This window comes from Planctopirus hydrillae (assembly GCF_001707835.1).
GTDB classification, from domain to species: domain Bacteria; phylum Planctomycetota; class Planctomycetia; order Planctomycetales; family Planctomycetaceae; genus Planctopirus; species Planctopirus hydrillae.
In genome coordinates this window covers 67590-93839 of sequence record NZ_LYDR01000154.1, presented here as the reverse complement: position 1 = coordinate 93839, position 26250 = coordinate 67590, and the positions used below count along the sequence as shown (strand labels likewise).

The following is a 26250-nucleotide window of genomic DNA, read 5'->3' as shown; positions in this document are numbered from 1 at the left end:
ATCAAGAGTTAATCTTCTCCTCTCGAGTAGCGGGGGGCAGGCTTGATTCCCAAAGCCTTGATCCGTGAAGCCAGAGTGGTTGGCTTGAGGCCTAAGAGTGCTGCTGCGCCCCCTGGCCCTGAGATTTTGCCATGAGTGGCCTGCAGTGCTGCCAGAATATTTTCTGCCTCCATCTGCCGGATCTCCAGGTCGGTGCGAATGGGAATCTCCTGAGATTTCGCTGGGGAATTGCTGGGCAACTTCGCAGATAGGGGTGGTTGGCTGCCGGTTGTTTGAGGGAGGTCGATCAAGAGTCTCTCGTTGGTTGAAGTAATGACTGCCCGTTCGATGACATGCTGCAACTCGCGCACATTTCCCGGCCAGTCGTATTGCTGAAGTTTCTGGACGATGGCGAGAGTCAATAAAGGTTGAGTGCGTCCCACCTTGCGTGCTGCAATCTTCAGGAAGTGGCTGGCGAGGAGGGGAATATCCTCTTTGCGTCGACGTAAAGGCGGGACTTCCACAGGGAACACACTTAAACGGTAATAGAGATCTTGCCGAAACCGCCCCGCCTCGGCCTCAATGCGCAACTCGCGATTCGTAGCCGCAATGATCCTGACGTTGACCTTCCGTGTCCGTTCCTCGCCAACTCGTTCGAGTTCCCCCTCTTGCAGGACACGCAGTAATTTTGACTGGAGTTCCAGCGGAATCTCACCCACTTCATCCAGGAAGAGTGTCCCCCCATCCGCCAGTTCAAATCGCCCGACTCGATCGCGAAGTGCTCCGGTGAATGCTCCTTTGGCATGCCCGAAAAACTCGCTCTCGTAGAGTTCGCGCGGGATGGCGGCGCAGTTTACCTTGATGAGCGGTCGATTCGATCGCCGGCTGCGGCGATGGATCTCACGGGCGACCAGTTCTTTGCCAGTGCCACTTTCCCCAAGAATCAATACTGACGAATCGGTCGGTGCCACCAGGTCGATCTGCTGAGAGACTGTCCATAAAGCCGGGCTTTGACCAATCAGTTCGCCGAACGCACCGGTCCCCGTCACTTCTTCCCGCAGATATTCGTTTTCCAGCTCCAGCCGCTTGCGAAGACTGTCAATTTCGGCAAATGCTCGAGCAGTCACGATGGCTGCCGCCGCGTGGTCGGCAATCATGCGCAGCCAGCCCATGCATTCTTCGCCAATAATCTGCCTTGCGAAGACTCCGAGGACGCCGAGAACTTTTCCCCGGTGGATCAGTGGTTGACCGGCGAAGCCTCGAATCCCTTCGGCTCGAACCCAATCCGGGCGTGCAATCCAATCTGGTAAAGGTTCCTTGATCTCTGGCTCTTCAATGGCCAGTCCGGTGGCAGCGATCCGTCCCACTTTGCGCACACTGTAGGGCATGTATTGGAAAGCCCCGTCCACCGCTGTCCAGGTGATCGAGGGCGTTGTCAGCGAGGATCCACGACTGGCAACCAGTTTCAGACACTCTGTCTGGTGCTGACAGACCTCCTGTGTCGAGCAGCCCAGGCATTCGGTTGTCGGTTGCGATAACCAGATGCGGGCCAGTGCGATCCGTTTTTGCTCTGTCAGTCGGCTGACAATCAGGTTGAGCAAGCCCTCGACGGAGTGTTCTCGCGCCAGGTCAAGTAGCAGACGTTTGGGGTCTGAGACCAAAGGCTCACTGCGAATCTCACTCATGGATCAACTCACGAAATTTCGTCACTGATTTACGCATTTCCGTAAAAATACGATATCTCGTTATTTTTGTGATTCAAGGTGTGTTTCATAAGAATATACCTTTAAAGGCTTTATGTGCTTTTTGTGACTGGCACGGGATTTGTCTAGAGGGGTGTCAGTTATCGAATTGTTCGGTGACAAAATTTGAATCCAGAATTTGAAGGAATTGACCATGCCACGAATCACTCCTCTCGATCCACAGAATGCCACTGGCCACGTCAAAGAACTTTTGGAAGGTGTCGGCCGTAAGTTAGGGATGGTTCCCAACATGATGCGAACGATGGCTCAAGCTCCGGCTGTCCTGGAAGGCTACCTGCAATTCAGTGGTGCCCTGGCTCGTGGGCAACTGAGTGCCAAAGTTCGAGAACAGATTTCTTTAGCAGTCGCTCAAGCCAATGGTTGTGACTATTGCCTGGCAGCTCATTCGGCGATCGGCAAGATGGTCGGCCTGACTGTCGACCAACTTCGCGACAGTCGCCATGGAGAGGCGGTTGATCCAGGAACCGACGCTTTGCTCCGTTTTGCACGTAGAGTCGTTGAAACGCGCGGGCACGTGAATGATGCCGACGTGCAGGCCGTCCGAGATGCAGGTTTTGGTGATGGCGTGATTGCGGAAGTCGTCGCCGGTGTCGCCCACGACATCTTGACCAACTACTTCAACATTGTCGCAGCGACGGAAGTCGATTTCCCCCGCGCTCCCGCCCTCTAAATGGCAATGCACGCCTTGAGATCACCGTTTGTCGCTAGGCTTCACAAGCATTGTCCGCAATGAGTTCCCGGTTGACGAAAGAGGCAGATTATCATGTCCACGACGATCCCGCAGCATGCGACACTGATCCTTGTACCGCCATTCACACAAGAGACGGCACTCCGCAAAGTTCGTCTGGCCGAAGATAGCTGGAATTCCCGTGATCCAGTACGTGTCTCTCTTGCCTATACGGAGGATTCCACCTGGCGTAATCGGGGCGAATTCGTCACAGGTCGCGCAGAGATCCAGCAGTTTCTGGCTGGTAAATGGCAACGGGAACTCGACTATCGGCTCGTGAAGGATCTCTGGGCTTTTACGGATCACCACATCGCTGTTCGCTTCCAGTATGAATGGCGAGATCTCACTGGCGGTTGGCACCGGAGCTATGGCAACGAACTCTGGGAGTTTGACGAACGCGGCTTGATGCGCCGCCGGGAGGCCAGCATCAACGATGTCGATATCGTCGAAACCGACCGCAAATTCTTCTGGCCCGCCCCCGGCCCACGACCAACAGATCACCCGGGCATTTTCGAAATCCGCTAAATAACGATCAAACTTGTTCTTTAAAGCCCACTTCTCATTAAGAGAGTATTGACCATGTCTCGCAGTAACTCCCTCGCTATTCTATTGGCTTTCTCAGCATTCACGGCATGGGGTTGGCTCTCGGCCAATGAAACCCAGGCTCAAACTCAAGCCGTCCTGCACAAGACGGTCAAAGTGGGTGATCTCGATATCTTCTATCGCGAAGCCGGTGCGAAGGATGCTCCGACGATCCTGCTGCTGCACGGCTTTCCTACCAGTTCGCAAATGTTCCGCAACCTCATTCCCGCGCTGGCTGACAAGTATCACGTCGTCGCGCCGGATTATCCGGGTTTTGGTCACAGCTCGATGCCCACACACGATCAATTCACTTACACCTTCGACAACCTGGCAAAGGTAATCGACGAATTCACTCAGAAAATCGGCCTCACGAAGTACGCCCTGTATGTGCAGGACTACGGTGCACCGGTCGGCTATCGTCTGGCCAGTGCCCATCCCGAACGTATCACGGCGATCGTCGTGCAGAATGGCAATGCTTATGATGAAGGACTCGACAACGACTTCTGGAAGCCGATCAAGGCCTATTGGAACGATCCCACCAGCCAGACGAAACGAGAGTCACTCCGGGGGATCCTCAACTACGACGCCACCAAATGGCAGTATCTGCATGGGGTGAAGCAGCCGGAGCGTGTCAGTCCGGATGGAGCCGCCCACGATCAGTTCCTCCTCGATCGCCCCGGCAATTCAGAGATTCAGCTCGACATGTTTCTCAGCTACGGCAGCAATCCGCCGCTTTACCCTCAATGGCAAGCATATTTCCGCAAGCACCAGCCGCCGATGCTGATCGTCTGGGGCCAGAATGATCAGATCTTCCCCGCTGCCGGTGCCGAGCCCTACAAACGAGACCTCAAGACATTAGAGTTCCATCTGCTCGACGCAGGCCACTTTGCCCTGGAATCCAACGGCGACGAAATCGCCCGACTGATGCGTGACTTCCTCGGCAAGCATGTTGCTCGCAAGTGATTCTCGGCTCACCAACTTTCCGGTCAGCAGGGTGGCACAAGTGACCGGTTTTCAATGAAGGGGTGGCCCGGCCAACTCGTGGCCGGGTCGCGGTGCGCAGCCACCGCGACAAGACGCCGCGCCATCCGCGTCAATCGCAGCGTGGTACGCAATTGCTCGTCTTCGAGCCATCTGTGTGCCAGCGGCACTAGAGGCCTCGCCTCTCTCGACCGTAATCTCTCTGTTCTTTGATGTTTCAGCAAAGTGTATCTTACCACCGACTGCCGGGGATCGCTCTCCGGCGGTGGCTCTCGATGCCGCCACCTCAGGAAATGCTGTGAATCAGGTGCAGTTCACGTACAATGATTTTTGGCAGTCGATCCAGACGTTCCAGGAGCATGGCGGCACCGTGAATACCGGCACCACACCCAGCGTGCAGCGAGGTTATGCCAATGGCAGCACAAATACAGTGCGCCCACTGAGTCTCACCTACCCCAACGGCCGGGAGCTGGCCTACGACTACGGCACCACGGGTGAAATCAACGATGCCCTCAGCCGCATTGGCTCGATCGTGGATGATGACACAACGCACCTGGTCGATTACGAGTTCCTCGGCCTAGCAGGCGTCATCCAGCAGACCAGCCCCCAACCCAGCCTGCGCTACACGCTGGCAGGAGTTTCGAACGATCCCGACACCGGCGACATCTACACTGGCCTGGACCGTTTTGGCCGGGTAAAGGACTCCCGCTGGTTCAACACCTCCACCAACGACGACCTCTCCCGCATCCAGTACGGCTACGACAGAGCGTCCAACCGCATCTGGCGCAAGAACCCCATCGCCACCGCCCACAGTGCCCAATACGACTGGCTCTACACCTACGACGGCCTCCAGCGGTTAAAGACTGCCCACCGTGGCACTCTCAATGGCACACAAACCGCTCTCACATCCACAGCTTTCAAGCAGGATTGGAACCTCGACCCCACCGGCAACTGGGAAGGCTTCAAGCAAAGCGACAACGGCTCCACCTGGAGCATGGAACAGGAACGCACCGCCAACCCGGTGAATGAGATCACCGACATCACCAACACGGTGGGCAGCGCCTGGGCCGACCCGGCCTACAACGCCGTCGGCAACATGACCACGATTCCCAAACCCAAACAGATGGACGAAGCCTACACGGCCACCTACGACGCCTGGAACCGCCTCGTCAAACTGGAAGAAGAAGTCTCCAGCACCTTAGAAACCGTCGCGGAATACCAATACGACGCAAGAAATTTCCGCATCGTGGTGAAAGCCTACGACTCCGGAGTGCTGGATGAAACAACTCACGCCTACTTCACGGACGGTTGGCAGAACATCGAAGAACGCACAGACTCCAATTCCACCCCCAGCCAGCACCACATCTGGGGCCTACGGTACATCGACGACTGCCTCCTGCGAGACCGCACCACAAGTTCCGTGCTCGACGAACGCCTCTACGCCCTCCAGGACGCCAACTGGAACGTAACGACCATTGTGGATAACAGCGGCGATGTGCAGGAACGGTTTGAGTACGATCCATATGGGGAAGTTCAACAACTAGATATATTTTTCTCATCTTCAGCTAACACAAACAAATGGATCGTCGCATACGGAGGCTCACATTACGATCTGCACACAAAGATTTATGATTCTCGCTACCGATGTTTGCATTTCAAGTTAGGGAAATGGACACGACGAGATCCATTGAGATACGTCGACGGACTTTCCCTCTATGAGCGTGTCAATCAATTGAACACTATTGACCCTTATGGTCTTGATGTTGTAACAGTTGATCAATGGTGGGACGAATGGTCAGAAAACCTGCTCCCATGGGATACCCTATCTCAATGGCAGAATAAAAACTTTCAACTTGTCAAAACATCAATCCCAAAGGGCCACTTTATAAATACTGCAAAAGCCGGCTGCATTGGCGTAACTTTCTGCATGCTCGGCTTCCCCGGATACACACTCAACCCAAGCGGATTCGAGCTCCGAGACGGGTTCTTGCCAGATTTACAACATTGCTACCGTGATCCAGAGCAGGCACGACTGCGAATGAAGGACATGAACGAAACCAAAGAATGTAGCAAAGGATTTGGAACAAACATTTACGGAACAAGAACTGAAGCGAGATTGATAGCCATTGTCTGGAACAACGGCACTCCAGGAGGGGCTCGTGAAATTGCAATTAATGAAAAAGATGGAAAATTCTCGCTAAATGGCAAGAAAACCTGGAACGCTATTCTCTCAAGGCCCCCTGCATCAGCTGGAGACTACTTCAATTTTGACTTTTTCTACTTCAACCCCGATGATGCACTTTGATATCACGCAAACAATGGATTTGGAAACGTTGACCCAATGGTAGTTCTCAGGAAGAATGACAAAGAGTTTAAGGAGAAGATCAAATCTTACGAAGATAACAAGCGATTCAATGAGATTGCCTACTGTGCAGTTTGCCAAGCCGAATGGGGAGATGCGAATGCAAACAAGAGTAAATAGTTTTTGTAAATACGGCCGATGTCTTTCAATGGCGTTTGCGCTGACAGCGTTCATACAGACAGGATGCGACACGTCAAGCGGCAGACATACGCGAGGAGAAGACCAAGAAATCATTTTCTCCTATCCGCAGGATTTAACAGCTCCCTCAGACATCCCTCCAACTAGTATCGTATCAAATAGCGACAAAGATGGACAGAAGCAACCAATTCTTCGTCTTGGAAAATCTGACTGGTATGAAGGCCACTTCTATGGATGGCAAGCGTCGCTTGAAAACAAGATTGCAGGAAATACTGAACGACTTTTGTTTCATTCGGGTCAATCCAACGGCGTGATGTTTGAGTTTTATGAAAGAGGCTTCAATGATGCTTCCGCAGAAATAGAAAACAGATGGAATTCTGCCAGTCGATCAGGAGTATCGCATGAAACTCTTGTTTCATACGCTCAGCGTGCGATAGCCGAAGTTACAACCGAAAGAGAAAGCAGATTCGTTTTGGAAGTTAACAAACACGGCAAAATTGGCGAGAGAGATTAACCGTAGTGCAGGCTACATCCTGTCTTCGTTTCTCAGTTGCCTACCACCTTAATCTCCATCCGCTCGGTGGCACAGACTGCTCGTCTTCGAGCCACCTGTGTGCCAGCGGCACAAAAGGTTTTACCTCCTCAGTCTTGATTGTTCCGCTCTTTGGCAATTGATATGAAGTTTTTACCACTGCTGGGGCTAACCCTCCGGCAGTGGCTTTCATGGCTTGTGCCGTGCTCCGACATTAGAGGCAGCTATGTTAATAATTACACCGGCCTCGATCACTTTGGCCGAGTCAAAGACAATCGCTGGCACAAAGCCGGCACCGATCTTGACCGCATCAAGTACGGCTACGACCGCGCCTCAAACCGCATCTGGCGGGAAAACCCAGTCGCTCAGTCCTACAGTGCCGAGTTCGACGAAATCTACACCTACGACGGCAGCCACCGCCTCAAGGAAATGGCTCGCGGTACCCTGAACGTCGGCCACACGGCCCTCACCAGCAAAACCTTCGGCGAGACCTGGACTCTCGACGAAACCGGCAACTGGTCAGCCTACACCCGTGACGATGACGGCAACCTGACCAACGACCTCGTCCAGGCCAGAACCGCCAACGAAGTCAACGAAATCGGCACCATCACCAACAGCGTGGGATCAACCTGGGCCCAACCCGCCTACTCCCCCGCCGGTAACATGACCACCATCCCGCAACCCAAAGACCCCAGCAAAGCATAGCACGCCACCTACGACGCTTGGAACCGCCTCGTCAAACTGGAGGAAGAAGTCTCCAGCACGTTGGAAACCGTCAGCACCTACACCTACGACGGCAGGAAGTTCCAGATCGTCCAGGAGGAATACACCGACGGCGCCCTGAGTGAAACCCGCCACCTCTACTACAACAGCGGCTGGCAAAACCTCGAAGACCGCCTGGGAACCACCCCCGACAGTGCCGCCCCCCACCAACACCACATCTGGGGCCTCCGATACATCGACAACTGCCTCCTCCGCGACCGCACCACAGATTCCACTCTCAACGAACGCCTCTACGCACTCCAGGATGCCAACTGGAATGTCAATGGGATTATTGATGGCGTGGGAGCGGTTCAGGAACGATATCTCTACACTGCATATGGGACCCCGCAGGTTCAGTCGTCATATTTTTCAGACAACTCTTTCTCAAACAACTCGTGGACTGCATTTTTTGGTGGATACTACTCTCAATCAACAACGGGCGGATATTTTATCCGTCATCGAAATTACCAGCCATTACTGGGTCAGTGGACTAAACGTGATCCGGTTGGATTGGCGGTAGAGAGTAGTCTTTACAATTTTGTAATGTCTCGGCCTCAAGACTTTACAGATCCCTACGGACTTGTTCCTGGCATTCCGAGAACACGCACAGCAAGTAAATGTGTTTCAAAATATTCTCCAATTCGACTAACGTGCAAGTGTGGCGACTCTACTAGCATGGAGCTTTCAATTAATCTTTCTGTTGAATTGGGTGTTTTGTTTAACTTTATTAAGGAGTTTGCTGAAGCAAGCGTTTCCCTGCAAATACAAACAGGAGTTTCTTGTTCGGTTTCTTGTAACACCCCGGGCTCTGGCACAGGTGTGAGGGTCTCTCGATGCAAGGCAACCGTCTGTTGGGATATGAAGCAAGAATTAAAATACGTTGACATAACTCCTTATGATATGCCGTTCTGGTGGTTGCAGACAGGACAGATTACGGAGAGAATATGGGTAGACACAGATAAGCCTCAGAATTTCAGTTTGAGTGTCGAAGAGGACGTTATTCAAAACACGTTAAAATGTTGCCAGTAGCACAACCGATTGTTAAATGAGTCATATGCTCGATAGCCATAAATTCCAGTTGATCGGTAGCGCCGGATCTATGTGTAATTTTCTCAGCAGTCGCAGTCGTTTTGTTATCGCCATTGCGGTGTTGCTTCCATGCCTTCTTGTCATGTATGCATTTTTCGGTTCGCCACATAGCGGTTCAAAGGGCTTCGCTGATTTAATTGTGAATGTGATCGTTAAAAATGACACTGGGGATGATTTGCTGCTTATCGAATTGCTCGACAGTGACTATCGGCACATAGAAACACTTTGGGCGGGTGCTAACCCACAGAAGTCCGATTTCATGTTTGCGTGCTTAGTGGGCAAGATTTATCGACCTGATTCGCATCTGAGGTTCTTGTTTAAGAATAACAAGAGTATGACATGCAATACCCCTGGAATCGTTGTTGACACGGTTGACAACGCTTCCACAGAAGGGAGGAGATCGAATTATATCGAGAGTTTTTCCGCTGTCATTAGTTTGCAGGAGTTGCAAGTTAGCATTGATTCTAGTGCAAAATGGAATGTACAGCTGGATTTGTAATTGATGAAGGAAAACGAACTGCAGCGTGGTACAGGTTGTTTGTCATTTCCCGAGCCGCCCCCCTGCCATCGGCACATGAGGTATTGGGTGGCCAGTGAGTGTCTCTTCTGCGACCTGCTAATACCCTTTGACTCCGCCTGAACCCAGTTCAAACCAACGCCGAATTCCTACCTGACCCATCCCCACCCCTTCAACCCCGGCCGTCATCCCTGGCGGCCGGTTTCTTTTCCTCTCCCCGCTCCCTTCCGCTCTTCACAATTCCCTCCCCCATCCACCTCCAACCAAACCCATCCCCAACCGCAACCCCGTCTCTTTCATCCCTTCCTGCACCCCATTCCCGAAAGCCCCTCCCATGACCACACGAATTGTCGAAACCCCCAACCCCGCCACACCCTCCGCGATATTTGCTTCAAAAAACGTTTCGCCAGAGTCTTCCGGAGCAGCATTTGGACACAGATCTCTTTCTGGCTGGGGTCAGAGCGTTTGATCGGCTAAAGTGAGGGAACTTCACAGAGAGGTGAATCTCTCGCTTTGACCCACAACCTCGATTTCGACTGCTCGAACAGAAACGGCTCGCATGACCTCCCCTCGACCTGTCCGCACACGTTTTGCCCCCAGTCCCACCGGTTACATGCATATTGGCGGAATGCGAACGGCTTTTTTCTGCTGGCTGTGGGCCCGCCACACGGGTGGTACTTTCATTCTGCGGATTGACGATACCGATCAGCAACGAAACGTCAGTGAAGCCCTGCAGCCGATCTTCCGGGCCTTTCAATGGCTGGGACTCGATTGGGACGAGGGAGCCGAGAAGGGGGGCCCCTACGCACCTTACTATCAGTCGCAGCGAACCGGGATCTATCGTGAGGCCATCGATCGACTTCTCGCCGAAGGGAAGGCCTTTAAAGACTTTGATGCTCCCGAAGTCGTGCAGCAGGATCGTGCCGAGGCAGAAGCCGCAAAGCGGAACTATGTCAACATCCGCCGCTCGCTCGAACTGACGCCTGAAAAAATCACGGAACTCGAAGCGGCGGGAACGCCCTATGTGGTGCGACTACTTGTTCCGCGAGATCAGTCAGTCACGATACATGATGCTGTGCGCGGAGAAGTCACCTGGGATTGCGGCACCATGCCCGATCCGGTTCTCATGCGATCCAATGGCACGTTTCTCTACAACTTTGCTTCCGTGGTGGATGATGCCGCCATGGAAATCACACATGTGATTCGGGCCGAAGAGCATTTGACCAACACCTGCGTGCAAACCCTCCTTTTCCGAGCCCTGGGCTGCGAGCCGCCGGTCTTTGCACACATTCCATTCATTACCTCGCCAGGCTCCACCAAGAAGCTCAGCAAACGCGACCTCGATAAACTTCGAAATGTCCCGGCTCTCAAGAAGCTCTTTGACCGCGCGGATGAGATCGGGCCGAAACTCGGGCTGGGCGATTCGAAAACCTTGAGTCCCGTGATGGTTGAATACTACGAAAAGATGGGCTATCTCCCGGCGGGGATTCTCAATGCCCTCGCTCGATTAGGCTGGTCGCTCGACGATAAGACGGAGATCATGGATCTCAACACGATCGTGGAGAACTTTACGCTGGATCGAATCGTCAAAAGTTCCGCAGGTTTTGATGGTGATAAGCTGCAGGCGCTCCAGGGTTACTGGATGAATGTCCTGCCAATCAGTGACAAAGTCGCCGGGGTGAAGCCATATCTCGACAAGGTGGGCTGGGCGGCCAGCGACGAGCGGTTGGCAGCCATGCTGGCCGGTATCGGCGATCGATTGAAGATCTTCAGCGATATACTCGACTATCGAGAATTCTTTTCGGACGACGAGACGCTGGAGTTTGAAACCAAACCGCTCGAAAAACTGCGTTCACAGGCAGGAAGCCGCGAGATGGTTCTGGCACTACGGTCTCTGCTGCAAGATGCTGAATCATGGCAGGCGACAGCTTTGGATCAACGGGTGCATCAATGGGCAGAACAGCAGGGACATAAAATTGGTCAAGTGGTTGCCCCCTTGCGTCTGGGAGTCACCGGCCGAGGTTCAGGAATTGGTCTGTTCGACGCCATGGAATTGATTGGTCAGACGAGTTGCCTGCTTCGGTTATCCCGGCTGGCTGAAAAACTGGTGTAACATGGCTATTGTAATGGATTGCCAGCGAAACTCGATTTTCATTGAAGTATGAAAGGCCCAGCGTCATCTGTGATTTTTGCGACGGGATTGGTGACAGGCTGGATTGTGAATTCATCAGCAGTAGGGGAGCGTGGGATGGAAGCGACAATCCCGGGGTTCAAAACAATCGATCTGCCTTGGCATGAATTAGAGCTTTCAGTCGATCCTTTTGGCCGATTGCTGGCAGCATGGCCTGGCAAATCAACCGTTATCGTCGAGCCTGTCCGCAGTTTTCCCTGGAGTTCGCCTGCAAATCACATCGCGCTCGTTGATGAAAAGGGGCTCGAATGGGGCTTGATTCCCTGTCTTGATCTCTTGCAGACAGGCCCTCGGCAAATGATCCTCAATGCTCTGGAACAACGCGATTTTGTGCCAGAGATTCTGCGAATCGTAAAGACGGAACCGAACTCGCCACCCTGCCATTGGACGGTGGAAACCAATGTCGGCGTGACCGATTTTGAAGTGATTTCACTCGATGATGTCCGGCGTCTTGATTCTGACAGCGTGCTGATCTCAGACTCACAAGGTCTCAGATACCGCGTCTCCTGTCATCAGCGGCTGGATACAACGTCCCGCGCGGTGCTGGATCGATATCTTTAACTTCCAGTAGCTAGAACCTCTCAACCCGGAGAGATCTTTTATGCCGATTAATCAAAATGTGATTAAATGTCGAGTGTGTTTCAGGCGACTGGCGATCTTCTCCTTGATCGCTACGGTCATAGGCGCAGGGGTGACAATTGCCAGAATCGTCGAGGCGGATGAATCGAAAACTCGTCCGAATATCATCCTGATGATGACCGACGATCAGGGCTATGGCGATCTTTCGCTACATGGAAATCCTGTTGTCAAGACACCTCATCTCGATCAATTGGGCCGGCAGAGTGTGCGATTCGAGCAATTCCATGTCAGCCCGACTTGCGCACCAACGCGTGCCTCCATCATGACCAGCCGTCATGAGTTCAGCAGCGGCGTCACACATACGATTCTGGAGCGAGAGCGACTTTCACTCAAAGCGACAATTCTTCCGCAGTTTCTCAAGCGGGCCGGTTATACGACAGGAATATTTGGTAAGTGGCATCTGGGTGATGAAGATGCTTATCAGCCTGGAAAACGTGGTTTCGATGAAGTGTTTATCCATGGCGGAGGCGGGATTGGTCAGTCATATCCCGGGAGTTGTGGTGATGCTCCTCTCAATAAGTACTTTAATCCTGTGATTCGTCACAATGGAAAGTTTGTGGCGACCGATGGCTATTGTACAAAGGTCTTTGTCGATCAGGCGATTACCTGGATTTCATCCCAACCCGTCAATCAGCCTTTCTTCTGCTATATCACCCCGAATGCGCCGCATGCGCCACTCGATTGCCCTAAAGAATACTATGAGCCATATCTTGAGCATGTTCCCGAAGATGTCGCCAGGTTTTATGGCATGATTACTCACTGGGATGATCAGTTAGGCCGACTTCTAAAGGCTTTGGAGGATCGTGATATATCGAAAGATACGGTTGTGATTTTCATGACCGACAACGGATCTGCCACCGGGGCCAAACATTTTTCGGCAGGGATGCGGGCGAATAAAGGGACACCTTATGAAGGGGGAATCCGCGTGCCCGCCTTCTGGTCATGGGCGGGACATTGGCAGCCGCAGGTTCGTCAGGAGGTGACTTGCCATTATGATATTCTTCCCACCCTCACTGAGTTGGCGAATGTTCCTGTAGCCGACGACGAAAAACAGTCGTGGCAGGGACGATCACTGGTGCCGCTATTGGCAGGTCAGTCACTCGATTGGCCTCAAAGGCCATTGATCACTCATGTCGGTCGGTGGCCTAAGGAACATGACCCGAAGCGTGAATCATCGACTTATCAATACGCCAAATGTGCGATCCGGCTGGGAGATTGGAAGCTGATTTCCAATGTGAAACAGGGCGAGCCCCAGTGGGAACTCTATCAGCTTGCGGAAGACCCTGCGGAGAAGAACAATCTGGCAAAAAGGCATCCCGATCGTGTGGAAGAACTCAAGAAGATCTACGACACGTGGTGGCTGTCAGTTGTGCCAAAGATGGAGAATGAGGGCATTGAAGGGCCAGCGGTCAATCCCTTTCACAAGGCCTATTGGGAGCAATACCAAAGCCCCGGCCCCAACCACGCCAATCCGCCAGATGGTTCCCCCCGTCCAGCCCAGAAGAGAAAAAGTTCTTCTTGAAGCAGTACTCGAACAGGAAAATTCGAGCCATCGGACTGTGCTCTCCGATTGAACCCAACCTTCATTCAGGCCAGGCAGAACCAAAGACCAATGGACATCACCGGTTAGCAAGAAAATTCAGCGGAGAGACAGGGATTCGAACCCTGGATACCCTTGCGGGTATGCCGGTTTTCAAGACCGGTGCATTAAACCGCTCTGCCATCTCTCCGGGCGGTACTTTTGATGCTTACCTGACGTTAAGGGGTTGGCTTTCGGCTGTCAAGTTTTCACAGGTGGTTTCGAGTCCTGTTTCCGGCGTGTGAGTGGCTCAGGTGTCCCTGTTGCGAATCCATCATGGACAATTCCGGCTGGGTTTGGTGCGGGCCGATTTGTGCAGCAGGAAACACCAGAGACTGTCTACCGATTGAGATTGTCCATCGATTTCCTGTGACGACGTACCTTATCTTAGTGTTTGCCGGGATTCACTTTGAATGTTCTTTGAACGTTCTTTCGGCTGTGGTTAATGACCAACTTCTTCGCGGAAATGATGCTTCAAACTGGAAGAATGGTCTGAGCTGGGGGCTGGGCAGAACGACCGACTTGTCCTGAGATTCTGTGAGTATGGGTTCTTGATGCCATGAATCAAGAGTTGAGGAGCGACCGGGTAAAAACACACCCAGCCGTCCTTTGGGCGGGCACTTTTGTAAGTACCGAAGCTGGCAAAGGACGGCTGGCAGAAAGACTCATGCGATATTTTGACGACGCTAGATCATGTCGAGACGTTGGTCAGGTACTTACGATACATGATTCGCTGACAGGGTGATCGATGATTACTAGATCAACATAGCGAATCGGCGTTTGTTTTGAAAATGTGCCACTCTGGTTAGTAGTTATGGTAACCACCGTATTCTCCGGAAGGAGCATCGCAGACGATGTCGCGATCGCCATCGCAGAAATCCAGAGAGTCTCGATATTTACCGCCGCCAACAGCACCCTGGTGGCCGGTCAGGCCATCATAGCGATAGCTCTGGTTGACAGTGCCGAAGGCTGTGGCGACATCTTCCAGTTCCTGATTGACCGCGTGGGCCACTTCGGAAAGTCCAACGACGAGGGCTAGAACTGCGATGGTAGCAACAAGTACGAGTTCAGCGGAGACAATAAAGCCGGCTTCATTGTGATACAGAGAAAACAGAAGAGCATTCATGGGCCAATTCCTCGAAAACAAGATGAGTGTATGTGGTAATTCAGAGTTTGCCATCTCGTGATTTCCATGAGCTGCTGCTCAAGGTGCGTTGAAATCCGATGTGGCGGAGAGCCAGTCAGCTATTCATCGCTATGGCTTATGGGCGTTCGCCGGAGAAGTCACCGTTCGGGACGATGTTGCAGTAGTTGTCGCAGAAGTCTTGACGATCACTGTACTTAGAGCCGTAAGTGCCACCCATGTGGCCATCCAGTCCACCGACTTTGTAAGACTGGTTGATGTTGCCAAAAGCAGCACCGACGTCTTCGAGTTCGTTGTTGATGTTGAGGGCGACTTCTGACAAGCCGACGATCATGGCCAGGACAGCGATGGTTGAGACGAGGACGAGTTCAGCGGAAACAATGAAACCGGCTTCGTCATTCAGGAGGGCGTTAAAGAGGTTGGTCATGATCGAGATCTTTCTGTTGTTCAAAGTGTTGAGAACTGTGTGATCCAGCGTCGTGTGGTGTTTCGCCAGATGGATAAGATGTAAAGCAGGTGCTGCGCCAATTGACCTGGAAGGGCGAGGGAGGATGTTTCCGAAAGTCAACCTTTTGTCGTAAGATATTTATGGGCAATGAGTTATGATTGTTGACAGAAGCCCGCTTTTTCTTTTGCCAAAGTGTTGCCAGCCCTCACCGCCGTGGTGTTTCGGCAACAGTGTCTGGAGAATGGTTCTCGATTCTCGATCTAACTGGTTTAAGGGGAACAGGTTACATTCTGTTGCCTGGCTTCCGGCAACATGAGGCGAGTTGGCAACATGCCGTGGGTGGCTGTTCAATCGCTCTCAAGAGTTGTACGAAGTAAGTTCTGGAGTGAGCCCATTTGAAGTCGTCCGCCTGATATGGGTGAGTCATCAGGATCTGCGGGCGAGGACGAGTGGATGAGAACCCGGGTTCAAAGAGTCTTGGCTGCATGAGCACAGGCTCAATGAATGCTGGCTGAATGAATGCTGGTCCAAAGTCGAGTGGAGTTTTCCTTAATGACAACGCGTGCATCGTTCAACCCATTTTCGGCAGCGCCGCTTGTGGTCGTTGTCAGCTTTGAACGATTGGCAGCGGCAGCGCTTGGTCCTTATGGAAACCAGTGGGTGGAAACTCCCCATTTAGACCGGCTGGTGATGGAAGGAGTCCTGTTTGAGCGATTGATTTCTCACGACCCGGACCTTGGAACGACGCCTGCCTGGTGGTCGAAGGGGCTTCAACTGCTGGAAGCATCGGCTCTGGCAGGGCAGGCGAATCGGTGCCGCCTGTTTGTGGAAAAGGAAAGTCAATTTGCACAAAAGAACTTGCTGGAAAAGCAGCCGGCACTCCTGAATTCGCAGGTGGAGTTTGTCAGTGGTGTAGATGGGCTGGACGTGGCACCCAGCCAGTTTCCATTTCCGAAACTGATATCTTGCGGAGTGGAGTGGCTCAAGCAATTGGATTCAAGGATTGATCCCTCGGGGGGGCCGAAAGATGATGATCAAGGCGCGAAACCGCACTGGTTATGGCTTCATTCGCGTGGAATTCCCAAGCCATGGCTCCCTCCGGAAGAACTGGCTGATCTTTACTTTGGTGATTTTGAAGATCAGGGTTGGGCACTGGAAGAGATTGATTCGTCGGAATGGGGTGAGTTGTGGCCAGTCTATGGGAGTTATGCATCGCTCATTGATCATGCCCTGGGGGTTCTTGTAGAAGAACTTCGAGTGCTCGCAGCGACTCGACCGGTCCAACTGCTGCTTTTCGCAGCCGCTGGTGAACTGATCGAATCGATTCATCCGGGGAGTGAACGGATCCAGGGGCTGGAGGTGATGAGTTTTCGGCCACCCTTGATTTATTGGGAATCGGGATGCGAATTCAACATTCCCAAAGAACAGGGGCCTCTGGCTTCCGCGCAAAATGTTGAAGCCTGCAGCGGGGCAGTATTCCCGGCTGGTTCTCGCTGGAGCATGCTCCTGAATGAAGATGATGTGGCGGTAACCATCGAGAGATTTCTGCGAAAAAATCATCATTCGTTACCAACTTTACAGGATTATGCTGAGGAAAAGTTTCCCTGCAGAGAGCATGTGATCTGGCAGGCGACAGCCCGGCAATGGCGAGGCGTGGTGACGCCAGGCTATGTGTATCTGAGTTCCCAAGCTCAGGAAGATTCTCAGGGGATCGGAGAAGGCCTCACAAATTCCCCGAACGATCAAATTCGGGAGCAGCCCTGGAGCGATCCCATCAGGCGGCCACTCGACACAGAACTGGAACGACTCCATCTTTTGCCGGATGATCCGTGGCTCTTACTCAATGAAGCGGCTCAATCGCAGGATCTTGTCTTCGAAATGCGTCAAATTCTGGAGGGACAAACGCCGGCAGGTGCGGGAAACCTGAGTGAGTGATGAATCGAAGTCATTTCCAAATGTTCACAGCAGTGTCTGACGAATGACAGCCGTTCAGAGTTTGCCAATTCCGAAAGCGGGAAGAATCTGTCGAACATCACATTCGACGACAGGTCATGAGGTTGATACCATCAATTGGTGTTGATTTGTTTTTGGGAGCATCACTGGATGTCTGGTCGAGTTCTTGGCCATGCTTGAAGGTTATCGTTCATCCGCATCTGTTCCCGAAAAATACCCTGAGTCATTGAGTTTCATTTTTAACTACCGCCAGAGAGGTCTGCGATGAGTGATCGTCCCATGGGTTGTACGCGTCGTGATATGCTTCGAGTTTCCGGTCTGGCTATGGCCGGCCTGGCTTTTGGATCGATGGCAGCGACACGGTCAGTGGCAGCAGCTTTACAGACAACGGCCAGTCCTTTTGAGATTTCACTGGCTCAGTGGTCACTCCATAAAGCTTTCTTTGACAAGAAGGCTGACCCCATGGACTTTGCGAAAATCGCGAAAGAAGAGTTCGGGATTAACGCCATTGAATATGTGAATCAGTTTTACAAGGGCAAAGCCGAAGATCAGGCCTTTCTGGCTGACTTGAAGAAGCGAGCTGACGATCATGGGGTGAAGAGCCTGCTGATCATGTGCGATGGGGAAGGGGCCCTGGGTGACGCTGACGAAGCGAAACGCAAAAAGGCTGTCGAGAATCATTACAAGTGGGTGGCTGCTGCCAAGTATCTGGGTTGTCATTCGATTCGAGTGAATGCACAAAGCGGTGGATCGTATGATGAGCAGTTGGCACGTGCTGCCGATGGCCTGCGTCGGCTCACCGAATTTGCGGCAACTCACGATATCAATGTGATTGTGGAAAACCATGGCGGGCTCTCTTCAAATGGTGCCTGGCTGGCTGCTGTGATGAAGAAAGTCGATCACCCCCGCTGCGGGACTTTGCCTGACTTCGGAAATTTCCGCGTCAGCAAAGACGAGATGTATGATCGCTACAAAGGCGTTGAGGAATTGATGCCTTTTGCCAAGGCTGTGAGTGCGAAGTCTCACGACTTCGATGCGGCTGGCAATGAGATCCACACCGACTATCGCAAGATGATGAAGATCGTGGCCAGCTTTGGTTACAAAGGTTACGTTGGTATTGAATATGAAGGTAGTAAGATTTCAGAAGCCGACGGAATCAAGGCGACTAAGAAACTGCTTGAGACTGTGCGCAGTGAGATGGCGTAATTTGGTGTTGGGTGTTTGAGGTTTGGCGTTTGTGGGGTGTTGATGGTTGTTGGTTGATGGTGGGCTTTCCTCGGTTGCCATTTCCAAACACCCAACGCCAGATATCAAATGCCCAACATCAAACACCACCTTTTTCATTCTCATACGCCTCCTTCTCGAACGGATTTTCCCGATAGCAATCGCGGCCTCGGAGCCAGAGGTAACCACTGGCTCCGAGGTATGCGGGAATGAAGGCCGGGCCCCAGCGTTCGTATTGATGGACATGGATCCGCTCGTGTGTCCGTGTGGAATCGTGTGCTTCGCGTGATTGTGCCAGAACGGCATGGCCGAAGGTGATGGCTGTGATGCTGGAGAGAGCCCCCCAGGGGCGATTCAACCAGGAAGCAAGTTTGGGGCCGCTGATTTCCAGGACACCGTCGACCCAGACCCATTGATTGGTGCCTCGACCCACAATCAACGCCAGTAGAATGCCAAGAAGGGTGTTGGGTGATGCCCAGGCATAGGCGGCTGATCTCTTAAGTCTGTTCATCATTCGCTGCCCGTTTTATTCGAGGGAAATGGAGCGAAGCATCGAGTGCCATCGAATCGTCAAATCAAGATGATCGGATTGTCGTCAGTGATTCTGGTTCAATTGCCTGTTGATCACGAAGTTTTGGGAACTCGTGGTGCGAGGATCCCTTCAGATCTCATACACGGGTGGATTTTGGATCATCCGGAATTTTGATTCAGGTTCTGGCAATGCGATGCCATACCGCCGAGTAGACCAATCAGCCAATGGAGGTAGGACGATGTTAACAGGTTTTGGGAAATACTTTGTCGGGATGGTGTTGGTCTGTCTGTTGCCGGTAGTTCAGGGTGGAGAGGCCGAACAGAACCTCAAGGCTTTTCCTCCGGCTGAGCCGGGAATGACTCGACATGTGATCTTTCTGGAACCGCAACCTGATGAAAGCCTGTTTAAAGTTGAGTTACAGGTGGGGAAAGTGGTCAAGACCGATAGTCGCAATCACTTCTTCTTCGGTGGAAGTCTGGAGGCCAAGAATGTTGATGGCTGGGGTTTTACGAAGTATGTGGTTGCCAAACTGGGGCCCATGGGTGGCACATTGATTGGCGTCGATCCCAATGAACCACTGGTGGATCGTTTTATCACACTGGGAGGCGAACCCCAGTTGATCCGCTATAACAGTCGGTTGCCAGTCGTGGTTTATGTTCCTGAGGGAGCCAAAGTGCGGTACAGGATCTGGCGCACGGATGATAAAACCACCATCGTCCCAGCGAAATAGACAACGCTAGGCACAGTTTTCAAGATTCGACGACAGGAAGTGTTCGCCCGCAGTGATTCGCCCGCAGTGATTCGCCCGCAGTGATTCGCCCGCAGTGTTTCGCCCATAGCGATTCACTCGAAGTGCAGAAACGATGTGTCGAGAACCATCGATAGAGTCCACATCCGGAACCGATTCATCAGAAGGTGTTGATGCGGACGTGCGAAAAGGCGTTGCTGGATCGAATTTTGATCGACCAGACGCAACTTTTTCAGTGATCTGACTCGCTGGTTTCGAATTCTCATGAGAGAATGTGTTGAATTCGAGGCTCATGAATCAGCTTGAGATGATTCGAGAGTTGCTGGTCATTGATCGTTTGTCGATCTGGTCATCCATGGAAATCGAGGCACGGGATGTTGGTATTGTCAGGTACTGCAAAGCATTTTCTGGCGGTCAGCACTTGTGCTCTGTTGCTGATGACTGGCTGCCAGAAGGAGAATGCCTATAAGGAGCCACCTCCTCCCAATGTCAAAGTGGCGCTGCCTGTCGTGCAGCCAGTCACGCAGTACTATGAGTTCACCGGGACGACGGCTTCTGTTGATACGGTCGAGTTGAAAGCCCGTGTCACAGGCTACCTTCATAAAGTCCACTTCAAAGATGGTGCCCGGGTCAAAGCGGGTGAGTTGCTGTTCACCATCGAACAGGATCCCTTCCGCATTACCCTTGAACAGGCCAAAGCCAATTTGAGAAAGGCGGAAGCGGCTTATGCACTTTCTGTAGCCAATCTGGCTCGAGTGGAAACGCTGGTTAAAAAGAATGTCGCCACCAGTGCAGACCTGGATACCACTGTGGCTGAACGCGATAGCAACCTGGCTCAGATCGAGGCGGAGAAGGCCGCTGTCCAGCGGGCCGAGCTGGATATGAAGTACACCGAGATCCGCTCTCCGATTGATGGCAGAGTAGGCCGGAGAATGATCGATGAGGGCAATATTGTTCTCGCACAGGAAACGCTTTTGACAACTGTTGAGGCGTACGATCCTGTGTATGTCTATTTCAATGTCAGTGAGCGGGAACTTCTGGAGTTCCGTGCGAATCTGGTCAAGAATGCGCAGGATCCAGAGCATCGTACTCCTGTGCCACTGCAAATGGGGCTGCTGACGGATGTCGGTTATCCGTACTCAGGATTTTCGGATTACACCGATCCAGGAGTGGATGCGAGCACCGGGACTTTACTTGTCAGAGGGACCTTCCCGAACCCGGATGGAGGGATACTTCCCGGATTGTTTGTCCGCATTCGAGCCCCACAAAAAGTGCTTCCCAAGGCACTCCTTGTTCCTGACCTTGCCTTGGGAACTAACCAGGAAGGGAAGTACCTGCTGGTGGTAGATGCCGAGAATAAAGTTCAGCAGAAAACGGTGACGACGGGTTCGAAAATTGGAGAATTTCGCGTGATCCTCACAGGGATCACTGCTGCCGATCGAGTGGTGATTTCGGGCTTGCAGCGTGCTCAACCAGACAGCCTGGTCGTGCCTGTGGTCGAGAAGCTTTCGCCCCCTTCATCCAGTGATATTGATCCATCAGCCGAGAGTACCCCGGCGAAGGCTGGTACTTCTCAGGAAGGTCAACCAGCACAGAAGACTTCGGAGGCTCCAGTCCAGCCGGCCGAAGCTTCTCCACAGGCAGAAGCCAGGAAATAGCCCTCATCTCCCGGTCAGGCGAATTGATAGCTCTGGGACAAACCAGCACCTTCGACAGTCTCTGCTGAGAGACTCATGGACATGCAATTCTTGCCTGCAGATGCGATAATGCGGGCTTTGGAAGTGAAGTCGGCTGTCAAGCGTGGCTTGTGCTGTTCGATGAATATGCTTGTCTGGATCTGAAAGTTGATTGTGCCAGCTCCCTTTGCCGACAGTCAGTTTGCCACCATCAGTGGTCATCGGATGCACTACCGGGATGCCGGTGCAGGGCGACCGGTCATCATGCTCCATGGAAACCCGAACTGGAGTTATTACTTTCGAAACCTGATTGATTCGCTCAAAGCCACACATCGTTGTCTTGTCCCGGATCACATTGGCTGTGGACTCTCGGATAAACCGGCCGATCGCGACTATCCTTATCGACTCGAACGTCGCATCTCGGACATCGCGGAATGGATCGACGGGCTGCAATTGACAGAACCGGTCACTCTTGTCGTACACGACTGGGGTGGCATGATTGGCTGCGGCTGGGCTGTCGAGCATGTCGAACAGGTTGAGCGACTGGTGATTCTGAATACCGGTGCGTTTCCCCTTCCAAAGCAAAAGCCTGTGCCGTGGCAATTGCGACTGGCCCGGACCCCCGGGCTGGGGTCACTGCTGGTTCGTGGATTCAATGCTTTCAGTGAGGGGGCTGTCCGCAGTTGTGTAACTCGCCGCCCCATGCCAGCCGATGTCGCTCGCAGTTATTGTGCCCCTTACGACTCGTGGTCCAATCGCCGGGCAGTCCATCGGTTCGTGCAGGATATTCCTTTGAATGAGCAGCATCCCAGTTGGGCCGCCGTCTCGAAGACTGCCCAGGCACTGCATCGCCTGCAATCCAAACCGATGCTGATTGGCTGGGGTGCCAGAGATTTCGTGTTTGATGACCATTTTCTGGCGGAATGGCGAGTTCGATTTCCACAGGCCCATGTCCGTTATTTTCCGGATTGCGGCCATTACATTCTTGAAGATGCTCAAGAAGAGCTGTTTCCACTGATCTCCGATTTTGTACGTGGAAAAGAAATCAGCTAAGGTGTGTAGCACGATGAGTTTGTGAGAAATGCAGCAGTTGAGCTGATCCTCGTCAACCGGGAGATGAACGCCATGGTACCAGCTTCAATGGAGAAAACGGATCAGACTCTGCGGCCTGCTGAATCAGAGGCTTCTTCAAAAGCATGGTTTCATCCGCTGGAAGTTTTCGCTGGCGAAGAAGAGTCGAACAAATGGCGGCAGGAACTCTCGGAACTGGAGCCACCGGCTCATCGAACCTATACGCCTACTCAGGCGGTCCTGGCGAGATCTTCCGGAATCTACCATTGGACGACCGAAGGTCGCCGGTTGTACGACTTCACATCGGGAGTTCTGGTTTCGAATCTGGGTCATAATCCATTGCGTTGGATGAGGCGGTTTGCCAGGTATTCCCAGTGGCAACCGAACCTGCTCTTTGGTGACATCGAGAGTGACGAAATCACCTGTGCCGAAGAGTTTGGCATGGGTTTACCCATGACGGCTTACAACAGTGTGACTTCGATTGAAGTGCTGGCCTGTGAGCGTCTGGTGAAAAGTCTGCAACAGACACCGCTCGGCAGACGACTGGAGACAATTGCCTGGGCAGCCTCTGGTTCAGAAGCCGTCCATAAAGCCCTGTGGGTCTGCCTGAATCGTGATCCATCGAGACCCATGATTCTTGCCACGCGTTATGGATATCACGGCAAGAAAGGTCTTTCCAATGCCGTGACTGGCTCGGAGAGTGATCGGGAACGAGATCCTCGGGTACGTTTTATTGGTTTTCCCCGCGAAGAAATTCGAGATCAGTCGGCAGCCGTTTCCATCGATTTGTCAGTTTATCGAAAGGAACTGGAGTCCATCTGGGCCGAATATGGTTCGAAAATCGGGTGTCTGATTACTGAGCCCTATCTGGGAGGTGGCGGGAGCTATCACCCTCCGCGCGAATACCATCAATTGCTGCAGCAGTTCTGCAGGGAACATGACATCCTTCTCATCTTTGATGAAGTTCAAGCCAATTTTGGACGCACGGGCTCGATGTACGCTTTTGAGAAGTACGGAGTCGAACCTGATTTTGTCGTGCTGGGTAAGGGGTTGGGAAATGGTGTTCCCGTGGCAGCAGTCGCGGGCACTTCGAAATGGATGAAGATGCTCCCCTATGGGGAGTTGAGTGACACGTGGAGTGCGAATCCGCTTTCCTGTGCTGCGGTTGTTGCCACGCTCGATGAATTCGAGTCGCGCGATTTGATGAGCCATGTCCGCCATCTCGAACCACGAATGTTGGCCGGTCTGAATCGTTTGAAAGAGACCGGGTTAATATCGCATGTCCGCGGTGAGGGAATGGTATATGGGATCGAATGCGGTCCCTTTGCAGGACTGGCTCCTGCAGAAGTCGCAGCAGCGATTGTCAGTGGCTGCTATCAAGGCCACGGGCTTCAAAGTGATGGAACCTGGGGTGACGGGATTCATCTGCTGGGCCCGCTTGCCAGGTGCGTGCTGCGTGTCAGTCCGCCACTGGTGATCACCAGCGAGCAGGTCGAAGCTTCGATGGAGCTGTTCTACAACCTGTTGAAAGCTGTTCGTCAAAAGCTCTCGTGAGGCTTTTCAATGAGTGCCCACTTTCATAGGGATTGCAGGATTTAACGCAGCATTGAGTGCCATACTTGCAGCTCGGGGCTGTGTTTTACTCATGACTTTGCCGGCGTGCCGATTTGCGGTGCCACTGAAGGCTGCGTGGCTGGGGTCAAACGTCTTCGTTTGCCCCCAGAACATAGGATGTTCATTGCAGTCTGACGAACAGCGTCAAAATCCTGAATGCATGCCATGGATGCACTGATACCGGCAACGCTCCTTCACTGGGGGCGGATGAAGACATCTAACCCCAACCACACGCGCTAGAACCACGCCCTTCCGCACTGTCTTGGTTTTTTGGGCTCCAGGGTCGTGCCACCCCAGGCCAAGTCCAGAATGGTGGCAAGGTAGGCGCATGGCGCGGCTTCTTGTCGTTGTGTTTCACGCAACGACCCGGCCACGAGTTGGCCGGGCCACCCTGGGGTGACCATGACATGAATTTGGGTGTAATGGACAGCAGCCTGGGGCAAGCATGTTTGATCGACTCCTGGCACGCTGGTGTTTTCGGGGAAGCCTAACCGAGAGCATCGTCTGACAAAAAGACAGGCCACATACTGCTAACAAGTATGTGGCCTGTCGTGTTCATGCTGACCAGCAAACTGCTGATCATTCTGCGATTTATTATGCCGGTCTACTTCTTGCCGGTGGTGGCGCCGGGGAAGTCATCGGTGCGGAAAGGAACGGCTGGCAGGCCGGCCGCATTGAAGAGCGTCGCGTCGGGATTGTTGGCCCAGGCATAGCGGACAGCGACGGGCTTGGTGATCGAGTCAGGCACGACGAGCACGACGGTGTCGCCATCAATCGAAGCTTTGGCCCAGGCCCACTTCTTGTCTTCGCCGCAAACGGCAAAGCTGCGGAGTTCATCGCCAGCCACCTTCAACCCGCCATGGACATGATCGAACGCCAGGCGGATTTTGTTTCCTTCCACAGTCATCGATTTGTAAACCGGGCCTTGTGAAGGGACATCTTTGCCGTAGGTATTTTTCAGTGCCAGCAGTGCCAGCCGCTTACCGACATCCTGTTTGTTCTGAGGGTGAATGTCCTTTTCTTCACCGATATCGATGATGATGGCTGTGCCGGCATTGGGAACATTTTTGCCAGTCAGCCACTGAGCTTCGCGAAGTTCGGCCCAGGCACTGTCAACGGGTTCTGGGGTCTTGGCGAGATAGTTGGCCAGTTGAACAATATAGAACGGGAAGTCTCCCTGGCCCCATTGCTTGCGCCAATCGGCGATCATCGTGGGGAGGAGTTTCCGATACTGTTCGGCACGGCCGGCATTGGACTCGCCTTGATACCAGATCGCTCCCTTGATCGAAAATGGAACGATGGGGGCAATCATCCCGTTGTAGAGAACAGAAGGGCGGTTGGGGCCGTTTTTCTGCTTTTCGTCCTTATTGGCAGCTTCACCCCGCTTAAGGATATCGGCATAGTCGGCATCGGCAGCCAGGGCTTCAGCGCTGGTCCAGGCTTCGCACAGAGTCCCGCCCCAGGCATCGTTAATCAACCCGACGGGTCGATCAAGCTTCTGATGAAGGTCTCGGCCGAAGTAGTAACCGACGGCTGTCACGTTGCTGATCGTCTCGGGACTGACTTCGATCCACTTGGCGTTGATGTCTTTCTGTGGTTCATTGGCAGCCACCCTCGGTACCATAAATACACGAATGCCAGGATACTTGGCGGCTGCAATTTCCTCTTTAGCGTTCATTGAACGCGAGACTGTCCACTCCATATTCGACTGACCGGAGCAGACCCAGACATCAGCAACAATCACGTTCTTGGGTTCAATGGTGTTTTTGCCGGCGACTTTGAAAGTCGTCGGGCCAAACTTTTCGATCGCTGGCAGTTGCACTTTCCATGAACCACCGGTCGCTTTTGTCGTGGCGGTGTTCGAACCAATCGTGACGGTGACATCTTCGCCTTCGTCGGCCCAACCCCAGACCTTGAGAGGTACTCCCTGCTGGAGGGCCATGTTGTCACTGAAGATCGATGGCAGTTTGACATCGGCCATGGCGGATGCCGAAGAAGC

The 26250-nt window shown here is 52.9% G+C and carries 22 protein-coding genes and 1 tRNA gene; 17 read left to right on the top strand and 6 right to left on the bottom strand.

Annotated elements, in window-relative coordinates; translation table 11 throughout:
• Nucleotides 1-8 precede the first annotated feature (8 nt).
• Nucleotides 9-1664, bottom strand: a complete 1656-nt coding sequence (locus A6X21_RS21430) for a sigma-54-dependent Fis family transcriptional regulator (protein ID WP_068852567.1) — start codon at nucleotides 1662-1664, stop codon at nucleotides 9-11.
• 211 nt (nucleotides 1665-1875) lie between these two features.
• On the opposite strand from A6X21_RS21430, the gene A6X21_RS21425 reads away from it, so the two are divergent.
• From A6X21_RS21425 to A6X21_RS21375, 11 genes are all read left to right on the top strand, one after another.
• The gene (locus tag A6X21_RS21425; RefSeq protein ID WP_068852564.1) at nucleotides 1876-2412 is read left to right on the top strand and encodes a carboxymuconolactone decarboxylase family protein; all 537 of its coding nucleotides are present in this window, start codon (nucleotides 1876-1878) and stop codon (nucleotides 2410-2412) included.
• Between the two features lie 93 nt (nucleotides 2413-2505).
• On the top strand, nucleotides 2506-2994 hold the full coding sequence (locus A6X21_RS21420) for a nuclear transport factor 2 family protein (RefSeq protein WP_068852562.1): 489 nt from the start codon (nucleotides 2506-2508) through the stop codon (nucleotides 2992-2994).
• Nucleotides 2995-3048: 54 nt separating this feature from the next.
• A complete protein-coding gene (locus A6X21_RS21415; RefSeq protein ID WP_068852560.1) occupies nucleotides 3049-4014 on the top strand; it encodes an alpha/beta fold hydrolase in 966 nt (321 codons plus the stop codon).
• Nucleotides 4015-4297: 283 nt separating this feature from the next.
• Nucleotides 4298-6337, top strand: a complete 2040-nt coding sequence (locus A6X21_RS21410; protein ID WP_131818484.1) for an RHS repeat domain-containing protein — start codon at nucleotides 4298-4300, stop codon at nucleotides 6335-6337.
• 124 nt (nucleotides 6338-6461) lie between these two features.
• Nucleotides 6462-7046: a hypothetical protein gene (locus A6X21_RS21405; RefSeq protein WP_131818483.1), complete on the top strand. Its 585-nt coding sequence runs from the start codon at nucleotides 6462-6464 to the stop codon at nucleotides 7044-7046.
• Between the two features lie 216 nt (nucleotides 7047-7262).
• Nucleotides 7263-7769, top strand: coding sequence for a hypothetical protein (locus tag A6X21_RS21400; protein WP_131818482.1), 507 nt, complete (start codon nucleotides 7263-7265; stop codon nucleotides 7767-7769).
• A gap of 60 nt (nucleotides 7770-7829) precedes the next feature.
• Nucleotides 7830-8855 carry an RHS repeat domain-containing protein gene (locus A6X21_RS21395; protein WP_068852548.1) on the top strand — a complete coding sequence of 342 codons (1026 nt, stop codon included), beginning with the start codon at nucleotides 7830-7832 and terminating at the stop codon, nucleotides 8853-8855.
• Nucleotides 8856-8871: 16 nt separating this feature from the next.
• Nucleotides 8872-9414: a hypothetical protein gene (locus tag A6X21_RS21390; protein ID WP_131818481.1), complete on the top strand. Its 543-nt coding sequence runs from the start codon at nucleotides 8872-8874 to the stop codon at nucleotides 9412-9414.
• A 577-nt stretch (nucleotides 9415-9991) separates the two neighbouring features.
• Complete coding sequence (gene gltX, locus A6X21_RS21385; protein WP_068852542.1) at nucleotides 9992-11545, top strand: glutamate--tRNA ligase; 1554 nt, start codon at nucleotides 9992-9994, stop codon at nucleotides 11543-11545.
• A 135-nt stretch (nucleotides 11546-11680) separates the two neighbouring features.
• Entirely contained in the window at nucleotides 11681-12184 is a 504-nt protein-coding gene (locus tag A6X21_RS21380) for a DUF1854 domain-containing protein (RefSeq protein ID WP_068852748.1), read from the top strand.
• Nucleotides 12185-12224: 40 nt separating this feature from the next.
• Nucleotides 12225-13784 carry an arylsulfatase gene (locus A6X21_RS21375; RefSeq protein ID WP_068852539.1) on the top strand — a complete coding sequence of 520 codons (1560 nt, stop codon included), beginning with the start codon at nucleotides 12225-12227 and terminating at the stop codon, nucleotides 13782-13784.
• 121 nt (nucleotides 13785-13905) lie between these two features.
• Here A6X21_RS21375 and A6X21_RS21370 read toward each other — a convergent pair.
• From A6X21_RS21370 to A6X21_RS21355, 3 genes are all read right to left on the bottom strand, one after another.
• Nucleotides 13906-13992: transfer RNA gene (locus tag A6X21_RS21370), tRNA-Ser, on the bottom strand.
• A gap of 654 nt (nucleotides 13993-14646) precedes the next feature.
• Nucleotides 14647-14967 carry a branched-chain amino acid aminotransferase gene (locus A6X21_RS21360; protein ID WP_068852745.1) on the bottom strand — a complete coding sequence of 107 codons (321 nt, stop codon included), beginning with the start codon at nucleotides 14965-14967 and terminating at the stop codon, nucleotides 14647-14649.
• A gap of 136 nt (nucleotides 14968-15103) precedes the next feature.
• A complete protein-coding gene (locus A6X21_RS21355; RefSeq protein ID WP_013110900.1) occupies nucleotides 15104-15412 on the bottom strand; it encodes a hypothetical protein in 309 nt (102 codons plus the stop codon).
• A gap of 573 nt (nucleotides 15413-15985) precedes the next feature.
• Here A6X21_RS21355 and A6X21_RS21350 point away from each other — a divergent pair.
• Together A6X21_RS21350 and A6X21_RS21345 are read left to right on the top strand one after the other, a co-directional pair.
• A complete protein-coding gene (locus A6X21_RS21350) occupies nucleotides 15986-17368 on the top strand; it encodes an alkaline phosphatase family protein (protein ID WP_131818480.1) in 1383 nt (460 codons plus the stop codon).
• Between the two features lie 282 nt (nucleotides 17369-17650).
• On the top strand, nucleotides 17651-18592 hold the full coding sequence (locus A6X21_RS21345; RefSeq protein WP_083233819.1) for a sugar phosphate isomerase/epimerase family protein: 942 nt from the start codon (nucleotides 17651-17653) through the stop codon (nucleotides 18590-18592).
• 118 nt (nucleotides 18593-18710) lie between these two features.
• Here A6X21_RS21345 and A6X21_RS21340 read toward each other — a convergent pair whose 3' ends face one another.
• Nucleotides 18711-19121 carry a hypothetical protein gene (locus A6X21_RS21340; RefSeq protein WP_068852739.1) on the bottom strand — a complete coding sequence of 137 codons (411 nt, stop codon included), beginning with the start codon at nucleotides 19119-19121 and terminating at the stop codon, nucleotides 18711-18713.
• A gap of 259 nt (nucleotides 19122-19380) precedes the next feature.
• Between A6X21_RS21340 and A6X21_RS21335 the strand changes: the two genes are divergently transcribed.
• From A6X21_RS21335 to A6X21_RS21315, 4 genes are all read left to right on the top strand, one after another.
• A complete protein-coding gene (locus A6X21_RS21335; RefSeq protein WP_068852529.1) occupies nucleotides 19381-19872 on the top strand; it encodes an ecotin in 492 nt (163 codons plus the stop codon).
• 401 nt (nucleotides 19873-20273) lie between these two features.
• Nucleotides 20274-21548: an efflux RND transporter periplasmic adaptor subunit gene (locus tag A6X21_RS21325; protein ID WP_165603897.1), complete on the top strand. Its 1275-nt coding sequence runs from the start codon at nucleotides 20274-20276 to the stop codon at nucleotides 21546-21548.
• A gap of 186 nt (nucleotides 21549-21734) precedes the next feature.
• Nucleotides 21735-22619: an alpha/beta fold hydrolase gene (locus A6X21_RS21320; protein WP_083233817.1), complete on the top strand. Its 885-nt coding sequence runs from the start codon at nucleotides 21735-21737 to the stop codon at nucleotides 22617-22619.
• 72 nt (nucleotides 22620-22691) lie between these two features.
• Nucleotides 22692-24191, top strand: a complete 1500-nt coding sequence (locus A6X21_RS21315; protein ID WP_068852734.1) for an aspartate aminotransferase family protein — start codon at nucleotides 22692-22694, stop codon at nucleotides 24189-24191.
• Between the two features lie 664 nt (nucleotides 24192-24855).
• Here A6X21_RS21315 and A6X21_RS21305 read toward each other — a convergent pair.
• Nucleotides 24856-26232, bottom strand: coding sequence for a sialate O-acetylesterase (locus A6X21_RS21305; protein WP_068852515.1), 1377 nt, complete (start codon nucleotides 26230-26232; stop codon nucleotides 24856-24858).
• Nucleotides 26233-26250: the final 18 nt, after the last annotated feature.